Below are 16,820 nucleotides of genomic sequence, written 5' to 3'. Positions count from 1 at the left end.
TCGGAGCTTACTTATGCCTCTGGTCAAAAGGTGACTTTGTTGAAATACTGCGTTTGATGAGCACCCACGGCGCATTCGCGGTCCGGTGCAAGGCGTATGGACTCCAAGCGAGGGCAGTGCTAGCTAACCTTGTGTACGAATCGCCGCGTCTAAAGTCATCGGCCTATCAGCAGCGAAGAGCAGTAACTCAGAAAGGTGTTTTATGACGTCTCAAGATACAACAAGCGAGAATTCGGACAGGTACGGTAGTCCAGCCATCTTTTTTCATTGGACACTTGCAGTTTTAATTGTCGGGCTTATCGGTTTGGGCTGGTATATGATGTCGGTCGAAGAAGAGCCAGGTAGTGAATGGCTTTTCGGCCTTCATATATCGCTCGGTCTTACAGCGGCAGCGCTCATTGTAATGCGACTCTTCTGGCGTCTAAGACATGTGCCCGCTGCTTTACCGTCATCGCTGCCAGTCTGGCAAATCAAAGCTTCACGTTACACTCATAAACTGCTGTATCTTTTATTGATATTGATGCCAACCACCGGCTATCTTGGTGCTTCGTTCAGTGGGGATGGCGTAGCGTATTTCGGCGTCCCAACACTGGGTTGGGCCTCCAAGAACGAAATTCTGAAAGAGCAGCTTTTCACTATTCATTCTTGGATTGCTTGGATTCTAGTGGCAGCTATTGTGCTACATGTGCTGGCAGCACTGAAGCATCTGCTTCTTGACCGAGATGGAGTCTTCGAGCGGATGTGGCCACGCTTATAAAAGCCAAACATTTCTTTAGCCACTGTACAGGCCTCAAAGCGAAAGCAGCATGCCTGCAAGATAAATATTTTCATATATTTTATATCTATGGACCAGCCACCAATAAGTCACTTTAAAAGCAAGGCTGGCTATCGCCGCATTTTCGCCGCCTTTGTCAACTCGATGGAGGGTTTTCGAGATGCTTGGCGATACGAGCACGCTTTCCGACAAGAACTCATGGGTGCTTCAATTGCCACCGTTGTCGCCATGATGCTTCCGGTCCCAATGCTTCAGAAAGCATTTCTTGTCGCTGTCTTGCTGCTGGTTCTGCTGGTGGAAATCATCAATTCTGCAATCGAAGCAGTAGTAGACCGCATTGGACTTGAGCGCCATCCATTGTCTAAGCGGGCTAAGGATTTAGGCAGTGCTGCTGTAACCTTATCCCTAGCTATTGCTGCCTTAGCATGGATTTCGGTGTTGTCAAGCCATTACCTATAGCAGTTTCAGCTGACAGTTGCTCGATATTGATGTGCTCACTCATTACGGCACTTAGCACTGCGGCGCCAACTTTTGGAACGGAATAAATGAGAATACCCCATACCGAAGGGCACCGGATTGACGCAATTGGATGGCTACGCGCCGCGGTGCTTGGAGCCAATGATGGAATTGTGTCGACTGCAAGTCTTATCTTAGGTGTCGCTTCAGCAAGTGCGGCGCACGAGAATATCCTGACCGCCGGTGTCGCAGGTCTTGTTGCTGGCGCCATGTCTATGGCCACAGGTGAATACGTATCGGTGTCGTCCCAAGCCGATACGGAGAGGGCTGCCATGGCAGAAGAAAGAACAGAACTTCACGAGAACTACTCTGGAGAACACGCGGAGCTGACGGCAATATACGTACGACGAGGGCTCGACCATTCCCTTGCAACACAGGTGGCCCAAAAGTTGATGGACCATGATGCAATCGGTGCTCATGCCAGGGATGAGCTAGGCATTTCTGAAACAACCACGGCGCGGCCTTTGCAGGCTGCTGTCTATTCAGCTGCAAGTTTCGCCGTCGGTGCCGCGTTACCTCTTGGGGTTGCTGTGGTCACACCCACAGCGATTTTGATTCCATCCGTAGCGGTAGCTGCGCTTGTATCGCTGGCAATCCTTGGCGGACTCGCGTCGAAGACAGGAGGCGCACGTATCTTACCCGGCGTCGTGCGGGTTACATTCTGGAGCGCCCTTGCCATGGGTGTGACCGCAGGCATTGGTGCGCTCTTCGGCGCCGTCGGTTAATACGCGTGCTGCGAATGCGGCAGACTGTCACAACTGTCACTCCCTTGCGGCGAGGGCGTCACTAGATTGTAGGCAAGGCAGCGCCCGGTCTCGTGCGGGGGCGCCTAAGCAAAGGACAACGCGCCGCTTCCTAGGAGGAGCGGACCATTTCTAAAGGAAAAATGGTGTGAACATTGGACAAGCTGCTGACGCCTCAGGAGTGACCGCAAAAATGGTCCGGTACTATGAAAGTATAGGCTTGATTACTGCTGCAAATCGCACTGATTCAGGCTATCGTCAATACAACGAGGGTGATGTCCAAACGTTGCGCTTCATTAAACGCTCTCGTGACCTGGGCTTCTCGCTCGAGCGTATTAAGACCTTACTGAGCCTATGGCAGGACCGTAGCCGACAAAGTGCCGACGTGAAGGAACTAGCTCAGCGATATATCGCCGAGCTCGATGATGACATCGCGAAGCTGCAGTCAATTCGTGACCAGCTGCAGCACGTGGCTAAGAACTGCCATGGCGACTCCCACCCTGACTGTCCGATTCTTGATGAGCTGGCACAACCGCGTGTGCGAGCTGAGCCCAGGGCCTAGATAGAGCGCATCTGTCAGGTGTTTTACCGTGGGAAGACAGTTGCGATGCATGTTCTTCCCAGAAAGGTAGCAAGCGGATGAACAGAAAAGAATAAAACCATTGCGTATACCACTTCGTCGGAGGAGAGGGCTCGAAACCCCGCGGTCGACGAGGAACAAGAGCGTCAAGCGGGATACCATGGGCGCACACTGGGCAGCAGCTAGAGGTGAGGTAGGAGCGAGCAAATTCGCTTGAAGTCTGGCTGGAGTACCGGCGCATTTGCGCGAACCGGTATGCCCGGGCGATTCACGCACCGCCGGGCAGAGATGCGAGCTTGCTGTCGTTAGCAAGCAGGGGGCATCTTTGCCCGGGATGTAACTTCTATAAGAAGTAAACAGACAGTATCAAGGCCTGCCGCGTGTTTACAATTACTTGCTACGGTAGTGTCCGCGAACGTACGTTCCATCACGACGTGTGTACCCGCTAACGTGTGTCGTCTTGGGCCTTAGTGTTGCTGAGCTGATGTCGCCATAGCAGGACCCATTCTCAGCGCAAGACGGCCCGGCTGCGACTGGTAACACGACTGTTTCGACTGCGTCAGGGCCCAGGGCAGTTGGCGCCTTAGGTTTAGTTGGCGCGCTCTTCGCCGTTTCAAAAGAAGCCTGTTGGCCATCTGTAATGTAGGTGTCGCGAGTGCGGGCGTGGGGCGAGCTTGAACTACGTCCTGGCGCAGACGATAGTGACTCCGAAGTCCTGACTGTATGGATACAGCTGCTGTACCCCTTCTGGCAGTTGTACGCATTTCGGCGTGATGCGGATTCCGTGACGGGCGTACGTTGGACGTCAGTGAGGATGCTCGCATCGCATCCAGAGTATCCGCTGTTGCAGCTGTGGAAATTGCGGGTACGACCTGACGCATCGACTTGTGCGCGCTGTGCTGCAGTCAAAAGCGCCGTATCGCACCCTGAGTACCCCCTATCGCAGTTGGCGAAATTTCGAGCCAGGGCTGAGAGTTTAACTTTGTCATGCTGCTGCTGTGTGAGCAATGTTAGGTCGCAGGATGAATATCCGTTATCGCAGCTCCGAAAGTTTCGGCTGTGCTGGGATTTGAGGACTTGTGCCTGCTGTGCTGTCGTTAGTAAGGATTCGTCACAGCTGCTGTAACCGCTATCGCAGCTGCGAAAGTTCCTTACCAAGGCAGAGCTGTGAACCTGTGTTCGCTGAGGTTCAGTCAGCAGAGCCAAGTCACAGCTTGAGTATCCACTGTCGCAAGAACGGAAGTTTCGTGCGAGGGTTGATTGACGAACCCGTTCAAGTTGAGACGCGTTCAATAAAGATATGTCGCAGCTTGAATACCCGGCCTCGCATGAGCGAAGGTTCTGGCTGACTTGTGACTCTTGAGCACCAGCTTGCGTCGATACAAGCAGAAGCAGGGAAAACCAGAGTCGGATGAGGGTCATCATGTAAATACCGTAATGTTGTGGTAGCGCAAAATCATCTATTTTCGTAGCGTATTGATATTGCCTCTTTTTTGTAAATCTGACAATGCCACGGAGCCGGGGCGCGGCAGACGCAACTATTTGTTAAGTTCAGCGCGATTTCGCTTGACCTTCCTGTTGTGGGAAGGTGTATCTTGGATTTGTGTCACCCTGACGGTGAAAGAGCTCGTGCTACACTTTCGACCAATGAATCGAACCCTGAAAACCTACGTACTATGGCTGCTAATCGCCGTGATGCCTTTCCAGGCATTCGCAGCGAATGTGCTGCGGGCGTGCGGTTCAAGTCATCAGAGTATGAGCATGGTCGCCAGCGCAATGGACCACGGTAACGTATCAGATATTTCTGACGGTGCAGGCATGGACCAACCGTCCGGCCAGGATGACCATTGCCCAGAGATGGCGTCGTCTAGCAAACAGAGCAGCGAGACGTCCACAAGCATCAAGCATGGGTCGTGCAGTGCTTGTGCTGCTTGCTCTGTTGGGGCCTTCGCTCCCCCTCAGCTGTTGACCTTCAAACCTTCCTTCAGTAACGCTGAGGTCTATGAGACCTTCGGCTCTACATTTGTCGGCGGATTCATCCCCGACAGTCTCGAACGTCCCCCCCGGCCCTTCGCCGTTTAATCGTTTTCGGTAGCAACGACGCGCGTACTCGCTCGTATTTCGTTGTGCTTTTGTCGCGCAATACTACTGCGCGCCTACTTTCGATTTTGGGAAAACTATGTTTTCAAAGCGTTTTGTTGCCGCTACCGCGGCAGCCGTAACTTCGCTCGTGTCCTTTGCGAGCGAGCCTCCAGTTTCTCTTAAGGTCGCTGACCCAGCTGCCCAAGTTCCGCAAACGTCGTACACCTCGGTTTTGTCGACATACACCCCAGTGAGGGAAAGTAACGTCTCACCTGACAAAGTTTGGCGAGAGGCTAACGCTACAGTTGCAAGCGAGGGCATGCATGGGGAAGCTCATGGGGCCGAATCTCCGGCGCCGCAAGATGCTAGCGGCCACGCTGGGCACACGATGCCGGCCCAAGGTGCAAATCCAAGCGCTAGCCCGAGCCGCGCAACACCAGCTGCACCCGCTGGCCAGGCGTCCCATGCCGGTCATCAAATGCCAGCTCCAACAGCCTCTCCAGCGACGTCTAATGGCCAACCTGCCGCTGCAGTGCATACCGGTCATCAAATGGCGCCAACTCCAAAGCCAGACCCACACGCAGGTCATCAGATGGCACCAGCTCCAAAGCCCGACCCGCATGCGGGTCATCAGATGGCACCAGCTCCAAAGCCCGGCTCGCATGCTGGGCACCAGATGGGCCAGCCGAAGAAGCCAGCCAATGCGGCTAGCGCAGCACCTGCGAGTGGAGCAATGAATGACGCTGCGCATGGGCAGCATCAGCAACCTCAAGAAAAAGGAACCAGGAAATGAGGCCTCTGAATATCACACCTGCTTTGAAGACTTCTGGCCTCCTTCTAGCGATATCAGTTTTGGCCGGGTGCTCGACGCTATCTAGCGACGGCGGAGCAACTGACGTCTCAAAGTTGACGAAACCGCGGACCGGCTTCGGAGTCTCGGCAGAGCGCAACGACAAAGATGCGCAGACTAGCACTACTGAAGTCTCGAAGTTGTTGTCGTCGCCGCTGACACCGGACAGCGCTGTACAGATTGCCCTGCTCAACAATCGCGGCTTCCAGGCGTCACTGGCGGAGCTGGGCGTATCGGAAGCCGACTTCGTTCAAGCCGGCCGGCTGCGTAACCCTGGTTTCTCGTTTAGCAAGATGCGGGGCGTCGACACTACTGAAATCGGACGTAGCGTCATGTTCGATTTGATTGGCCTCCTGACTCTTCCAGTTCGAAGCACTATCGAACGCGGTCGGTTTGAACAAGCGAAGCTGGTTGCAGCGTCAGAAGCCGTCCGCTTAGCTAGCGAAACTCGCCGGGCTTACTTCAACGCTGTAGCGGCTGCTCAGGCAGAGAAATTCATGAGCCAAGTAGTAATTTCAGCCGAGGCTGGAGCTCAACTGGCGCAAGAGCAGGCGAAGGTTGGTAACTCTAGCAAACTGGACAGGGCACGCCAGCAGGCGTTTTATGCCGAAGCAACGACGCAGTACGCCCGTACCCGCCATGCTGCGACGGCTGCACGTGAACAACTGGTGCGGTTACTCGGCCTCTGGGGTTCGAACATCAACTTCAAAATTCCTGACCGCTTGCCGGACCTGCCGCAAAAGCCGAATGAGCCTGGTGCGCTTGAGGCAATGGCGATGGAGCAGAGGCTCGACATCCAGTTTGCCAAACGAGATGTCGACGCTACTGCTCGGTCGTTGGGCCTGACCAACGCGACGGGCTTCATCAATGTCCTTGACGCTGGATATGCCAATAAAAGTACAACGGGCGCACCTCGCGAAAATGGCTACGACATATCACTGGAGTTGCCCATTTTTGACTGGGGCGGGGCACGACGGGCTCGTGCCAAGGCTACCTACATGATGTCTCTTAACCGTACCGCTGACACTGCCATTAGAGCGCGCTCGGAAGTGCGCGAAGCGTATTCGGCGTACCGGACTACTTACGACGTCGCCAAGCACTACCGCGATGAAGTCGTCCCTTTAAGAAAGCAAATTTCGGACGAAGTCCTTCTTCGTTACAACGGCATGCTTGCCAGCGTGTTCGAGCTTCTGGCCGATGCGCGCGACCAGGTGATGAGCGTGAACGGCGCCATTGAAGCGCAGCGCGATTTTTGGATTGCAGAGACCGACATGCAAGCAGCTATCAATGGCGGCGGCGGGGCTGTTTCGCAAGCAGTGACGGCAAGTTCAAGTTCTGCGCCAGCAGCACAACATTAATTGGGAGAGTTGAAATGGTTTCACGTAGAGATTTATTCACCGGTGCAGCAGCCTTGGTCGGGGCCGGGGTAGTTAGCCGCGTTGGCGCAGCATCCCTCCCAGAAGCAGTAATCATGCAGAGTGCTTCAACACAGGTGCCACCGCCACCACCGAATGGGCGTCCATACAACCCAGTGGTGACGCTCAACGGTTGGTCGCTCCCTTGGCGTATGAACAACGGGGTTAAGGAATTTCACTTGGTTGCTGAGCCCGTCGTACGTGAATTTGCGCCGGGCATGAAAGCGAATCTCTGGGGTTACAACGGTGCTTCACCGGGGCCAACCATTGAAGTTGTTGAAGGCGACCGTGTTCGGATTTTTGTGACGAATAGGCTCCCGGAGCATACCAGTGTGCACTGGCACGGTCAGCGTTTGCCCAACGGCATGGATGGCGTAGCTGGCCTAACGCAAAAACCTATCCAGCCCGGTAAGACGATGGTCTATGAATTTGAGGCAAAGCGCCCGGGCACCTTCATGTATCACCCGCATGCGGACGAAATGGTCCAGATGGCCATGGGAATGATGGGGTTCTGGGTGACCCACCCGAAGAATCCCAACTTCATGAAAGTCGACCGCGACTACGTATTCCTCCTCGGTAGCTATGACATCGAGCCTGGTAGCTTTGTGCCAAAGACATCGACGATGTTGAACTTCAATTTATTTACGTTTAACAGCCGAGTGTTTCCAGGAATTGATTCAATGGTCGCGCGCCAGGGCGAGCGCGTACGCATTCGTTTTGGCAACTTGACGATGACCAATCACCCGATTCACCTGCACGGCCACGAATTCGAAGTAACTGGCACGGACGGCGGCTGGACTCGACCGGAATCGCGTTGGCCAGAAGTGACTGTCGACGTCGGCGTGGGTCAGATGCGCGCTATCGAGTTTGTCGCAAGTGACCTAGGCGACTGGGCATTCCACTGCCATAAATCTCACCACACCATGAATGCAATGGGACATGACGTTCCCAACATGATTGGCGTATCTCAGAGCGACGTCGCGAAGAAGATTAGCTCAATTATTCCGGACTACATGGCCATGGGCTCGACAGGTGGAGCGATGGGTGAGATGGAAATGCCACTGCCAGAGAACACTTTGCCGATGATGGGTGGACAAGGGCCATTCGGTGGGGTTGAGATGGGCGGGATGTTCACCGTGATGAAGGTTCGTAAGGAACAGAAGCGCGGCGATTACAGCGACCCGGGTTGGTACAAGCACCCTGCTGGAACTCTGGCGTATGAATGGAATGGTGCCCCGCCGGAAGCCACCAGGAACACCTCAGCCGGCGGGCAGTCTATGCCTGCAGGTAAGCCTGCTCAGAATGTGGAATTTAACGTCCGTAAGCCATCGGGCCATTCTGGGCATTGACCTCGAGCGAAGTGGCTGAGTTTGAGCGCAGTGAATAGCGTTGTAACTGGCAGTTCGAAATGGGGCTGCTAAACCTAAATTAAAGAAGAGATATCGAATGAAAATCGCAAAAATCATTGCTAATGTCGCCGCCATAGTTGCTCTCCTCGCTTTCAATAATGCGATGGCGCAGTCTCACGACCGTGAAAATCACGCTCCCGCACCCGCGGCAGTCGCAGGTCAAGAACTGGCACTGTCGGAAGGCGAAGTCAAGAAAGTCGATAAAGATACCGGGCGTTTGACTATCAAACACGGTCCACTAGAGAACCTTGGTATGTCCGGCATGACCATGGTATTCGGTGTAAAGGACGTTTCAGCACTCGATACGCTCAAGGCCGGCGACAAGATTAAGTTCGTCGCTGAAAGGCTTGATGGGCGCTTGGTGGTGACCCAGTTGGTGCTTCAAAAATAAGTAAGGGAGGTAGGAGGCGTCTGTGTCTGAATCAGCATCGGCGCTAGGTGTATGTAATCGGATGAGTACTTTTGCAACCAACCAAGGAGTAAATATGAAAATCTCGAAAATCGCACTAGCCGCAATCGCCGTGATTGCGCTGTCTGCTAACGCGGCACCTCAGCATCAAAGCGGCGCACACGGTGCCGCTGGGCATGACATGACAAACATGCAGTCGATGCACAAGAGCTCGCCGAACGCGGCTAAGGCGCCGTATGAACTGCAGTTCCTGGACACCATGGCGATGCACCATCAGATGGCTATGCACATGGCCAGCCTGGTCGAAACTCGTTCTGCCAGCGAACACCTCAAGGGTATGGCCAAGAAGATGATGGCCGAGCAGGAGAAAGAGATTGCGCAGCTCAAGGGTTGGAAAGAGCAGTGGTATGCCGGCAAACCAGATGCAGTAAACATGAAGATGCCAGGCATGTCCGAGTCGATGAAGGGAATGACAGGCGACAAGCTAACGTCGGCGAAGGGCGAGCAGTTTGACCGCATGTTTGTGGACATGATGAGTCAGCACCACAAAGGCGCAATCAAGATGGCGCAGACCGCGGCACCAAAGCTCGAGCACGCCGAAGTTAAAGAGTTCGCAAACAAGCTCGTCGAGATGCAGAAGAAAGAAGTGGCACACATGGCAGAAATGAAGAAATCTTCGGCGAAGAAATAAGACGCTGCAGCTGAGCGAAGAGCCGACAAGCCTGTCAGCGATGAATAGCTTGTCGGGTCGTCCCCTACAACTACCAACCTATAAATCTATGCGTAAAACACTGTTTGCCATTGCTATCTCGGCCGCATCGCTTCAGGCATTCGCAGCAACGCCGCTTGAAACGTTAACTGCGTTTCATGCGGCACTGTCCGCCGGAAAGGCTGACGCAGCAACCGTTTTCCTCTCCCCAACCATCAACATTTTCGAGTCCGGTTACGTCGAGCGCTCCCGCGATGAGTACGCTGGTCACCATCTTCCTGGCGACATCGCGTTTGCCAAGGCCACAAGTCAAACGGTCGTGCGACAGAACGAAAGAGTTGAGGGAAATATCGCCATCGTCACACGTGAAACGGAAACAAAAGGCAAGTTCAAAGGGACCGATGTTCACTCGTTTGGCACCGAGACTGCCGTATTGGAAAAGCAGGGTGACAAGTGGGTCATCACGCACGTTCACTGGTCTTCCCGTAAAGCCAAGTAACCAATCACCTACATAGAGGCAATATGAAAACCCTTCAAAAAATCGTAGCAGCCTGCGTTTTTACAGCAGCCACCATTGCGGCCCCATTTGTCATGGCGCACGCGAAACTCAGTACCTCGAACCCGACGCCAGGGGCGGTCTTAGAGACAGCTCCTGCCGAAATCACCCTGACCTTCAACGAAAAGGTCGAGCAGGCGTTTAGCACCGTGACGTTGACTTATACGGACGGTAAGGTCATCGCAACCGACAAGGCCAAGGTCGACGTCGGTAACCCGAAAATCGTGCGCCTCCAAACCAAGGGACTGTCCACCGGCACTTACACCGTTAAGTGGGCCGTCGCCGGCAACGATGGTCACCGCCGTACGGGAACCTTCTCATTCTCGGTGAAATAAATGGATAGTGTCCTGGGTCTGCAGGTTGGGTCAGCCATTTTCTTGAACGTTGCGTTTGCTTGGCTTGTAGGTTCATGGTTGGCGCGCCGCTGGATGTCCGCTGTGGGCGCCTCGAAAACGGACACCGAACACCTGTTAGGTTCAGCTGACATCTTTGCTGGAGCACTAGGAGTGTTGGCAGGCTGCGCGGGCCTATGGGCTTCCGCTGCAGTCATGGGTGGTGTAAGCCTGGCCGAAGCTAAGGACCTCGTGTGGCAGATGTTGACCATGACGAGTATTGGACGAGCTGGCTATATTTCGCTTGGTGCTCTAGCGCTCGCACTCGCGATTCGCGCCTATCGTTCAACGGCCGCATGGCGTGAGTGGGCAGTGCTTGCGGCATTAGGCGTCTTTGCGTTTGTACGCGCATCGATGGGCCACGCAGGAGAGAACGGTTACTGGACTATTCCTTTTGCAGCTGAGGTTGTTCATCTAACTGCTATGGGAGCATGGACCGGCCTGGTGTTTGTCTCAGCTTGGAAGGCGATGGGAGCCGACGCGCTCCAAGACGATTCGAATCGGATGGGTGGATATCTCGAGGCGATGTCGGTAGCGGCCACTGTTGCAGTCATCGCGATTTTTGCCACGGGATTATTTAACTCATGGCACAGGGTTGGCACCGTAGACAACCTTCTTGGCGGCACCCTCTACACGACGGCGCTTTTGGTAAAGGTCGCTCTAGTTGCAGTGGCGTTGCTACTGGGCGGGTACAACAAATTTTTCGGACTAGCCCTTGCGCGGAACTCAGCGCAAGGTATCGCGCGCGTGAAGTTTGCGCTAAAGGTAGAAAGCATTGTCTTACTTGCTGTGTTGTTTGCAGCGGCTGTTCTGACTGCGCAACAGCCGCCAGCTGCCATGTGAGTGTGTTAACTGTCCGGATACCGCAAATTTCTGCGATATCCGGCAGCGTAAACGTGCTTGACCTTCCTATTATTGGAAGGCCTAAAGTGAACTGTGAATGAGCTTTCACGCGTAGATACGCAACTCTGCCGCACATTTTGTAAGTAGTGCTGCAGCTTCGGACGACATCACGAACATTGAGAGGCGACCATGGCTGAGAGTAAAGCTACACACGACCGTATGGCGGGACACGGCCATCATCATTCGCACGGCGAAGAATCCACGCGCCTTCCCGACCAACCGGCAGACCCGAAGCCGTTCACTGACCCAGTGTGTGGCATGAAAGTTGGTTCTAACCCTGAGCGCGAGATTTCGTTTAAGGGCGAGGTATATCACTTCTGCAGCGCAAAATGCATGGTTAAGTTCAGGGCCGCTCCAGAGAGCTATTTAGCCCCAGATAACTCAGCCGAGGTGCGCCTACAGGAAGCACCGGCAGGGACAATTTTTATCTGTCCGATGCATCCTGAGATTCGACAGCCTGCGCCGGGAAATTGCCCGATTTGCGGTATGGCGTTAGAGCCTGAGCTCCCGTCGTTGGAAGATGAAGAAAATCCAGAGCTGGTCGACTTTCGCCGGCGCTTCTGGTGGACGCTACCACTGACAGCAGTTGTCTTTGCACTGGCAATGTTCGGCCATATGCTTTTCCCGGCAGGCGTAGCGGGACAGAACTGGATTGAGTTAGCGCTAAGCACACCGGTCGTTCTCTGGGCAGGCTGGCCATTCTTTGTGCGATGGTTCCAATCCCTCATACGCATGAGCCCGAATATGTGGACGCTCATTGGCTCAGGGGTCATGGCTGCGTATGGCTACAGCGTCGTTGCTACTTTGGCGCCAAGCGCTTTCCCAATTAGTTTCGCGAGCCACGGTCGCATTGGTGTGTACTTCGAGGCGGCGGCAGTAATCGTTTCGCTGACGCTGCTCGGCCAAATCCTCGAACTGCGCGCGCGCTCGCAGACGTCTGCTGCCATCAAATCATTGCTGGGCTTGGCTCCCAAGACTGCAAGGCGAATCGCTTCGGACGGAAGCGAGAAAGATGTACCACTCACTCATGTGCACGTTGGGGATTCCCTTAGGGTTCGTCCAGGCGAGAAGGTGCCGGTAGACGGAGTCGTGTTGGAAGGGGAGAGCGCGGTTGACGAGTCGATGCTGACAGGCGAACCCGTGCCCGTAACGAAAAGACCTGGCGACCGGCTGATAGGCGCAACTATCAACACAAGCGGAAGCCTTGTTATGACCGCGGAGAAGGTCGGGTCAGAAACGATGCTGTCGCAGATTGTCCAGATGGTTTCGCAGGCTCAGCGTTCACGCGCACCAATGCAGCGCCTGGCTGACTCGGTAGCTGGATATTTCGTTGTCGTCGTGGCCGCAATCGCGGTTTTGACCTTTGTGGTCTGGGGGCTGTTTGGTCCCGAACCAAGCTGGGTTTTTGGATTCGTCAATGCGGTAGCAGTGCTCATTATTGCCTGCCCATGCGCGCTCGGCTTGGCCACCCCGATGTCCATCATGGCTGCGACCGGCCGTGCGGCAACGCAGGGAGTTCTCTTCCGCGATGCTGCGGCTATCGAAGACCTTCGAAAAGTGGATACCCTCATTGTAGACAAGACGGGAACGCTAACGGAAGGGAAGCCGACGTTTAACACCGTTGTCGCAGCCCCAGGAAATGACGATGAGTACGTCCTGCAGCTTGCCGCCAGCCTCGACCAAGGCAGCGAACATCCGCTAGCCCACGCTATCGTAGCTGAGGCGAAGAGCAGAGGGATTTCGCTCTCGAAGCCTGAGTCCTTTGAGTCTGCAAGTGGTATCGGGGTGACAGGTGTCGTAGACGGAAAACGTGTTGCTCTCGGAAATACGGCACTGATGGAGTCTTTGGGCGTAGCTTGGGCCGGCCTCACAGGACATGCCGAGAGTTTAAGAGCCGAGGGCGCCAGCGTAATGTATTTGGCCGAGGGCGGCACGCTCGTGGGAATCCTGGCGGTATCCGACCCTATCAAGGCAACAACGATGGAGGCACTGACAAGTCTTCGTAACGATGGGATTACTGTCGTGATGGCTACTGGCGATGGAATCACGACGGCGCGCTCGGTTGCCGCAAAACTCGGGATAGACGAGTTCCATGGCGAAGTAAAGCCTCAAGACAAGCTAGCTTTGGTAGATAAGTTGCAGAAGGCGGGGCGGGTTGTCGCAATGGCTGGCGACGGCATCAATGATGCGCCGGCGCTCGCCAAAGCAAATGTCGGTGTAGCCATGGGTACGGGGACGGATGTGGCTATCAACAGTGCCCACATCACCCTCGTGAAGGGAGACCTACGCGGCATTGCAGTGGCTCGCTCCATCTCTGTACAGGCAGTGCGAAACATGTGGCAAAACCTCGGCTTTGCCTTTGTCTACAACGCGCTCGGAGTTCCACTGGCAGCTGGGGTGCTCTATCCCTTCACTGGACAGCTGCTGTCGCCCATGATTGCCGCTCTCGCCATGAGTCTTAGCTCGGTCTCAGTAATCACCAATGCACTGCGTCTTCGAGGACGCACAGCGCCGCCGAACACCCGAGCCATAAGCTCGCACCAAGGATAGAGACTGTATGCGAAATTCTGACATCGTTACTGGCAACCCGGCAAGCAACCATGACTCGACCAGGTTGCCAGCAGAGCAGCTCAACAGTTCCTGCTTTTGCAGCAGCTTGGATAAGTCTGCCTTGAAGTCGGCGCTGTCCTGCGAGGTGCACGACGATAAGCTATTTGAACTTATAGAGGAACGATGCCCGTACCTTTTCTCGGCACGGCCCGTTTTCATTTCCAGTACCCAGGCGGACAGAATCGAGGAGGTAGTGGGGGCCCTTGAGTCTGTCATTGAGCTGCCCGCATACCAGGAGCTTGTACTGGTCGATGCGCCCGACATTGCCAAGCGAGGGGCCATCGGCGCACGAGGAGTGTTTTTCGGATACGACTTCCATCCGGACGGCGCGAACCTCGGCCTCATCGAAATAAACACAAACGCTGGAGGCGCGATGCTCAACGTTGCCATGGCAAGGGCGCATCGAACCTGCTGTCTGGACGATACGCAGCTGGCACAAGCTGTCCTTTCCGGCGCTAAGTTTGAGAACGAGATAATTCAGATGTTCCAGTCAGAATGGGCTTCTGCACGGCAAACAGCGCCTCTGCGAACCATTGCGATTGTCGATATTCAGCCTCAGCAACAATACCTCTACCCAGAATTCCTTCTGTTTCAACGCCTCTTCGCCACGCACGACATCAATGCCGTCATAGCAGACCCGGGAGAACTTTTTTTCAGAGACGGTGCGCTGTGGTTCGGTGAGCTTCAGATTGACTTGGTTTACAACCGGCTCACCGACTTCATGCTTGAGGCGCCTGAGTCGCGCGCTCTACATGACGCGTACTGCGAGGATGCGGTTGTACTGACTCCGCACCCGCGCGCTCACGCTATCTACGCAAACAAGCGAAATCTCACGATATTGAGTGATGCCACGGCACTCGCAGCACTTGGGGTACCCCAGGCTACTATCGACATCTTGGTTGCCAACGTGCCTTTCACCGAGAGCGTCACGACCAATAATGCAGAACGATTGTGGAACGAGCGACGCAATCTGTTCTTCAAGCCTGTCGCTGGATACGGAGGGAGAGCGGCCTACCGGGGCGATAAGGTAACCAAGCGGGTTTGGCAGGAAATCTTGTCGGGCGAATACATCGCTCAGCGAGTTGTCGCTCCAGGCGTTCGGGTTTCCGGTACGGCTGACAGTCCCGAGACTTTGAAGTTCGACTTGCGCAGCTACGTGTACAACAGCCGAGTCCAGTGGACAGCCGCGCGTGTCTATCAGGGCCAGACCACGAACTTCAGGACTCCAGGGGGCGGATTCGCACCCGTGTACAGCCTGGGCGATGAAGAAGTGACTGCGGAGCTGAAGGCCATCAGTGATGCAGCAGGCAGCAGGAGCTGCTGCGCAAATGACTGCAAATGACTGAGTGTACCGCCGTTAAACCGACAACCATCTCGCTTTATCAGGACGCAAGTACCTATTATTTGATGAGGAATTTTTCTTTGTCTCGACCGTTGAGCCAACGTGGTGCCCGGCCGCGGCCCGTCCAAGTTGCTCCGGAGTCCGGGTCGCGATACTTAGCCTGAACCGTGCCTTTTTTCTCTGACTGCTTTGCCTTCTTGTTTGGCTCAGCAAAGTCGGATGGCGATAGCTTGTGCGCATCCATGAGCTCACGAACTTTTCGGCGGGCATCATTAAGCTCATCTTGGCGTGCTTGCTCGGCAAGAATCTGCAACTTTGCAATTTGTTCCTGATATTCCTGATAGGTTGGCATAACTAATCTTTAGTGATATGAAGAAGTCAGCAATCTATCACGCCAACGCTTGAGTCAAGCAAACACATGGGTCTTCTGATGCGCGCAGTTCTCGAGTATGGTTACGCCCAGTGACGGCAAGACGCTCGTCTTTGATAATGGTGTGCGATTCCATCCGGCCTAGCTAGTTCCGATGCCTGCTAAACGTTAGGCACGATAGTTCAACTCAATCGTCGAGTGAACAATCTCCTCATGTACCGAAAGCTGGGCGCGAACTTTCTCCGCTGTGAGCGTCGCGTCCCGCGTGACCAGGCTTAACGCGCAAGAATAACTTTGCCGGCCAACTCTCCATACATGAAGGTCAACAATCCTGGTATCGCCCTGGTGTGTGCCGGACTCGACGACCTCACGGATTTCCTCCACTACAGGAGCGTCCATTTCACGGTCCAGCAGTACCTTACCGGTCTGAACAATAAGGTTCTTGGCCCAAATTGCGACCAGTACGGCGCCAACGATACCCATTGCCGGGTCTAGCCAGGCCCAGCCAAACATCCAGCCGCCAGCAAGAGCTGCAATCGCGAGTACTGACGTTGCGGCGTCAGCCACGACATGCATGTAGGCTGCCTTCAGATTGAGGTCATGATGGTGTTGCCCGCCTTCCTCGTGCGCGTAATGATGCTCGTGTCCATGATGATGTTCATGCTCTCCATGATGGTGATGAGCATCTCCCAAGATGAAAGCACACACCACGTTCACGACGAGTCCGATGACGGCAATGATGATTGCGTCGCGATAGTGGATAGGCGCCGGCGAGAAAATTCGCTCGACTGAGCTGACCGCCATTAAGGCGGCAATGCCAATGAGAGACACTGCGCTTGTGTAGCCCGCGAGGATTTCAATCTTCCAGGTGCCGAACGCGAAGCGGGGGTCCTTGGCATACTTTCGTGCTGCTGAGTAGGCAAACGCGCTTAGTCCAATTGCGAGCGCGTGTGAGCTCATGTGCCAACCGTCGGCGAGCAGAGCCATTGAGTTCAGCCACCAGCCAGCGAAGATTTCGACAACCATCATCACTGCAGTAATCCACATGACCAATCGCGTTCCGCGCTCGCCGGCCTGGCTACCCGCATCGAAGGAGTGCTCATGTACCCAAGGGGAAAGGTCGTCGTGCTGCTGTGTGATTTTCATAGTGCTTGTATGC

At 54.7% G+C, this 16,820-nt stretch carries 16 protein-coding genes; 14 read left to right on the top strand and 2 right to left on the bottom strand.

All coding sequences use genetic code 11. From position 1 onward, the window contains the following. Positions 1 to 202: 202 nt before the first annotated feature. The 14 genes from BM031_RS16780 to BM031_RS16715 all read left to right on the top strand — a co-directional run bounded on the left by BM031_RS16780 (position 203) and on the right by BM031_RS16715 (position 15,291). Positions 203 to 757 carry a cytochrome b gene (locus tag BM031_RS16780; protein ID WP_091875715.1) on the top strand — a complete coding sequence of 185 codons (555 nt, stop codon included), beginning with the start codon at positions 203 to 205 and terminating at the stop codon, positions 755 to 757. Positions 758 to 844: 87 nt separating this feature from the next. Further along, on the top strand, positions 845 to 1,234 hold the full coding sequence (locus tag BM031_RS16775) for a diacylglycerol kinase (RefSeq protein WP_091875714.1): 390 nt from the start codon (positions 845 to 847) through the stop codon (positions 1,232 to 1,234). 86 nt (positions 1,235 to 1,320) lie between these two features. Beyond that, complete coding sequence (locus BM031_RS16770) at positions 1,321 to 2,016, top strand: VIT1/CCC1 transporter family protein (RefSeq protein ID WP_091875713.1); 696 nt, start codon at positions 1,321 to 1,323, stop codon at positions 2,014 to 2,016. Between the two features lie 166 nt (positions 2,017 to 2,182). After that, on the top strand, positions 2,183 to 2,596 hold the full coding sequence (gene cueR / locus BM031_RS16765) for a Cu(I)-responsive transcriptional regulator (protein ID WP_091875712.1): 414 nt from the start codon (positions 2,183 to 2,185) through the stop codon (positions 2,594 to 2,596). 2,837 nt (positions 2,597 to 5,433) lie between these two features. Continuing rightward, positions 5,434 to 5,574 (top strand): hypothetical protein, encoded by a 141-nt coding sequence (locus BM031_RS26035; RefSeq protein WP_229408953.1) that lies wholly within the window; start codon positions 5,434 to 5,436, stop codon positions 5,572 to 5,574. 28 nt (positions 5,575 to 5,602) lie between these two features. Further along, on the top strand, positions 5,603 to 6,904 hold the full coding sequence (locus BM031_RS16755; RefSeq protein WP_229408952.1) for a TolC family protein: 1,302 nt from the start codon (positions 5,603 to 5,605) through the stop codon (positions 6,902 to 6,904). A gap of 14 nt (positions 6,905 to 6,918) precedes the next feature. Next, positions 6,919 to 8,310, top strand: a complete 1,392-nt coding sequence (locus BM031_RS16750; RefSeq protein ID WP_091875709.1) for a multicopper oxidase family protein — start codon at positions 6,919 to 6,921, stop codon at positions 8,308 to 8,310. 97 nt (positions 8,311 to 8,407) lie between these two features. Further along, a complete protein-coding gene (locus BM031_RS16745) occupies positions 8,408 to 8,761 on the top strand; it encodes a copper-binding protein (RefSeq protein WP_091875708.1) in 354 nt (117 codons plus the stop codon). A gap of 94 nt (positions 8,762 to 8,855) precedes the next feature. Further along, complete coding sequence (locus BM031_RS16740; RefSeq protein ID WP_084416539.1) at positions 8,856 to 9,470, top strand: DUF305 domain-containing protein; 615 nt, start codon at positions 8,856 to 8,858, stop codon at positions 9,468 to 9,470. An 88-nt stretch (positions 9,471 to 9,558) separates the two neighbouring features. Beyond that, the gene (locus BM031_RS16735) at positions 9,559 to 9,987 is read left to right on the top strand and encodes a YybH family protein (protein ID WP_027867468.1); all 429 of its coding nucleotides are present in this window, start codon (positions 9,559 to 9,561) and stop codon (positions 9,985 to 9,987) included. A 23-nt stretch (positions 9,988 to 10,010) separates the two neighbouring features. Then, a complete protein-coding gene (copC, locus tag BM031_RS16730; protein WP_091875706.1) occupies positions 10,011 to 10,379 on the top strand; it encodes a copper homeostasis periplasmic binding protein CopC in 369 nt (122 codons plus the stop codon). Then, on the top strand, positions 10,380 to 11,279 hold the full coding sequence (locus tag BM031_RS16725; RefSeq protein WP_091875705.1) for a CopD family protein: 900 nt from the start codon (positions 10,380 to 10,382) through the stop codon (positions 11,277 to 11,279). 189 nt (positions 11,280 to 11,468) lie between these two features. Next, positions 11,469 to 13,889 (top strand): heavy metal translocating P-type ATPase, encoded by a 2,421-nt coding sequence (locus BM031_RS16720; RefSeq protein WP_267873323.1) that lies wholly within the window; start codon positions 11,469 to 11,471, stop codon positions 13,887 to 13,889. 7 nt (positions 13,890 to 13,896) lie between these two features. Next, positions 13,897 to 15,291, top strand: coding sequence for a hypothetical protein (locus BM031_RS16715; protein WP_091875704.1), 1,395 nt, complete (start codon positions 13,897 to 13,899; stop codon positions 15,289 to 15,291). Between the two features lie 58 nt (positions 15,292 to 15,349). Here the strand turns inward: BM031_RS16715 and BM031_RS16710 are convergent, their stop codons facing one another. Then, positions 15,350 to 15,643, bottom strand: coding sequence for an H-NS histone family protein (locus tag BM031_RS16710; RefSeq protein WP_082493945.1), 294 nt, complete (start codon positions 15,641 to 15,643; stop codon positions 15,350 to 15,352). A gap of 186 nt (positions 15,644 to 15,829) precedes the next feature. Next, a complete protein-coding gene (gene dmeF, locus BM031_RS16705) occupies positions 15,830 to 16,807 on the bottom strand; it encodes a CDF family Co(II)/Ni(II) efflux transporter DmeF (protein ID WP_091875753.1) in 978 nt (325 codons plus the stop codon). Positions 16,808 to 16,820: the final 13 nt, after the last annotated feature.

The organism is Massilia yuzhufengensis (assembly GCF_900112225.1).
GTDB lineage: Bacteria > Pseudomonadota > Gammaproteobacteria > Burkholderiales > Burkholderiaceae_D > Telluria > Telluria yuzhufengensis.
The sequence above is the reverse complement of the archived record's forward strand: the minus strand, read 5'-3'. Positions and strand labels throughout refer to the sequence as shown.

Excerpts from the sequence above, each read along its gene's own strand:
- BM031_RS16715 (WP_091875704.1), top strand. The coding sequence starts at position 13,897 with ATGCGAAATTCTGACATCGTTACTGGCAACCCGGCAAGCAACCATGAC.
- BM031_RS16710 (WP_082493945.1), bottom strand. The coding sequence starts at position 15,643 with ATGCCAACCTATCAGGAATATCAGGAACAAATTGCAAAGTTGCAGATT.
- BM031_RS16740 (WP_084416539.1), top strand. The coding sequence starts at position 8,856 with ATGAAAATCTCGAAAATCGCACTAGCCGCAATCGCCGTGATTGCGCTG.
- BM031_RS16745 (WP_091875708.1), top strand. The coding sequence starts at position 8,408 with ATGAAAATCGCAAAAATCATTGCTAATGTCGCCGCCATAGTTGCTCTC.
- BM031_RS26035 (WP_229408953.1), top strand. The coding sequence starts at position 5,434 with ATGACGCTGCGCATGGGCAGCATCAGCAACCTCAAGAAAAAGGAACCA.
- dmeF (WP_091875753.1), bottom strand. The coding sequence starts at position 16,807 with ATGAAAATCACACAGCAGCACGACGACCTTTCCCCTTGGGTACATGAG.
- BM031_RS16750 (WP_091875709.1), top strand. The coding sequence starts at position 6,919 with ATGGTTTCACGTAGAGATTTATTCACCGGTGCAGCAGCCTTGGTCGGG.
- BM031_RS16770 (WP_091875713.1), top strand. The coding sequence starts at position 1,321 with ATGAGAATACCCCATACCGAAGGGCACCGGATTGACGCAATTGGATGG.
- copC (WP_091875706.1), top strand. The coding sequence starts at position 10,011 with ATGAAAACCCTTCAAAAAATCGTAGCAGCCTGCGTTTTTACAGCAGCC.
- BM031_RS16780 (WP_091875715.1), top strand. The coding sequence starts at position 203 with ATGACGTCTCAAGATACAACAAGCGAGAATTCGGACAGGTACGGTAGT.
- BM031_RS16720 (WP_267873323.1), top strand. The coding sequence starts at position 11,469 with ATGGCTGAGAGTAAAGCTACACACGACCGTATGGCGGGACACGGCCAT.
- BM031_RS16735 (WP_027867468.1), top strand. The coding sequence starts at position 9,559 with ATGCGTAAAACACTGTTTGCCATTGCTATCTCGGCCGCATCGCTTCAG.
- BM031_RS16775 (WP_091875714.1), top strand. The coding sequence starts at position 845 with ATGGACCAGCCACCAATAAGTCACTTTAAAAGCAAGGCTGGCTATCGC.
- BM031_RS16725 (WP_091875705.1), top strand. The coding sequence starts at position 10,380 with ATGGATAGTGTCCTGGGTCTGCAGGTTGGGTCAGCCATTTTCTTGAAC.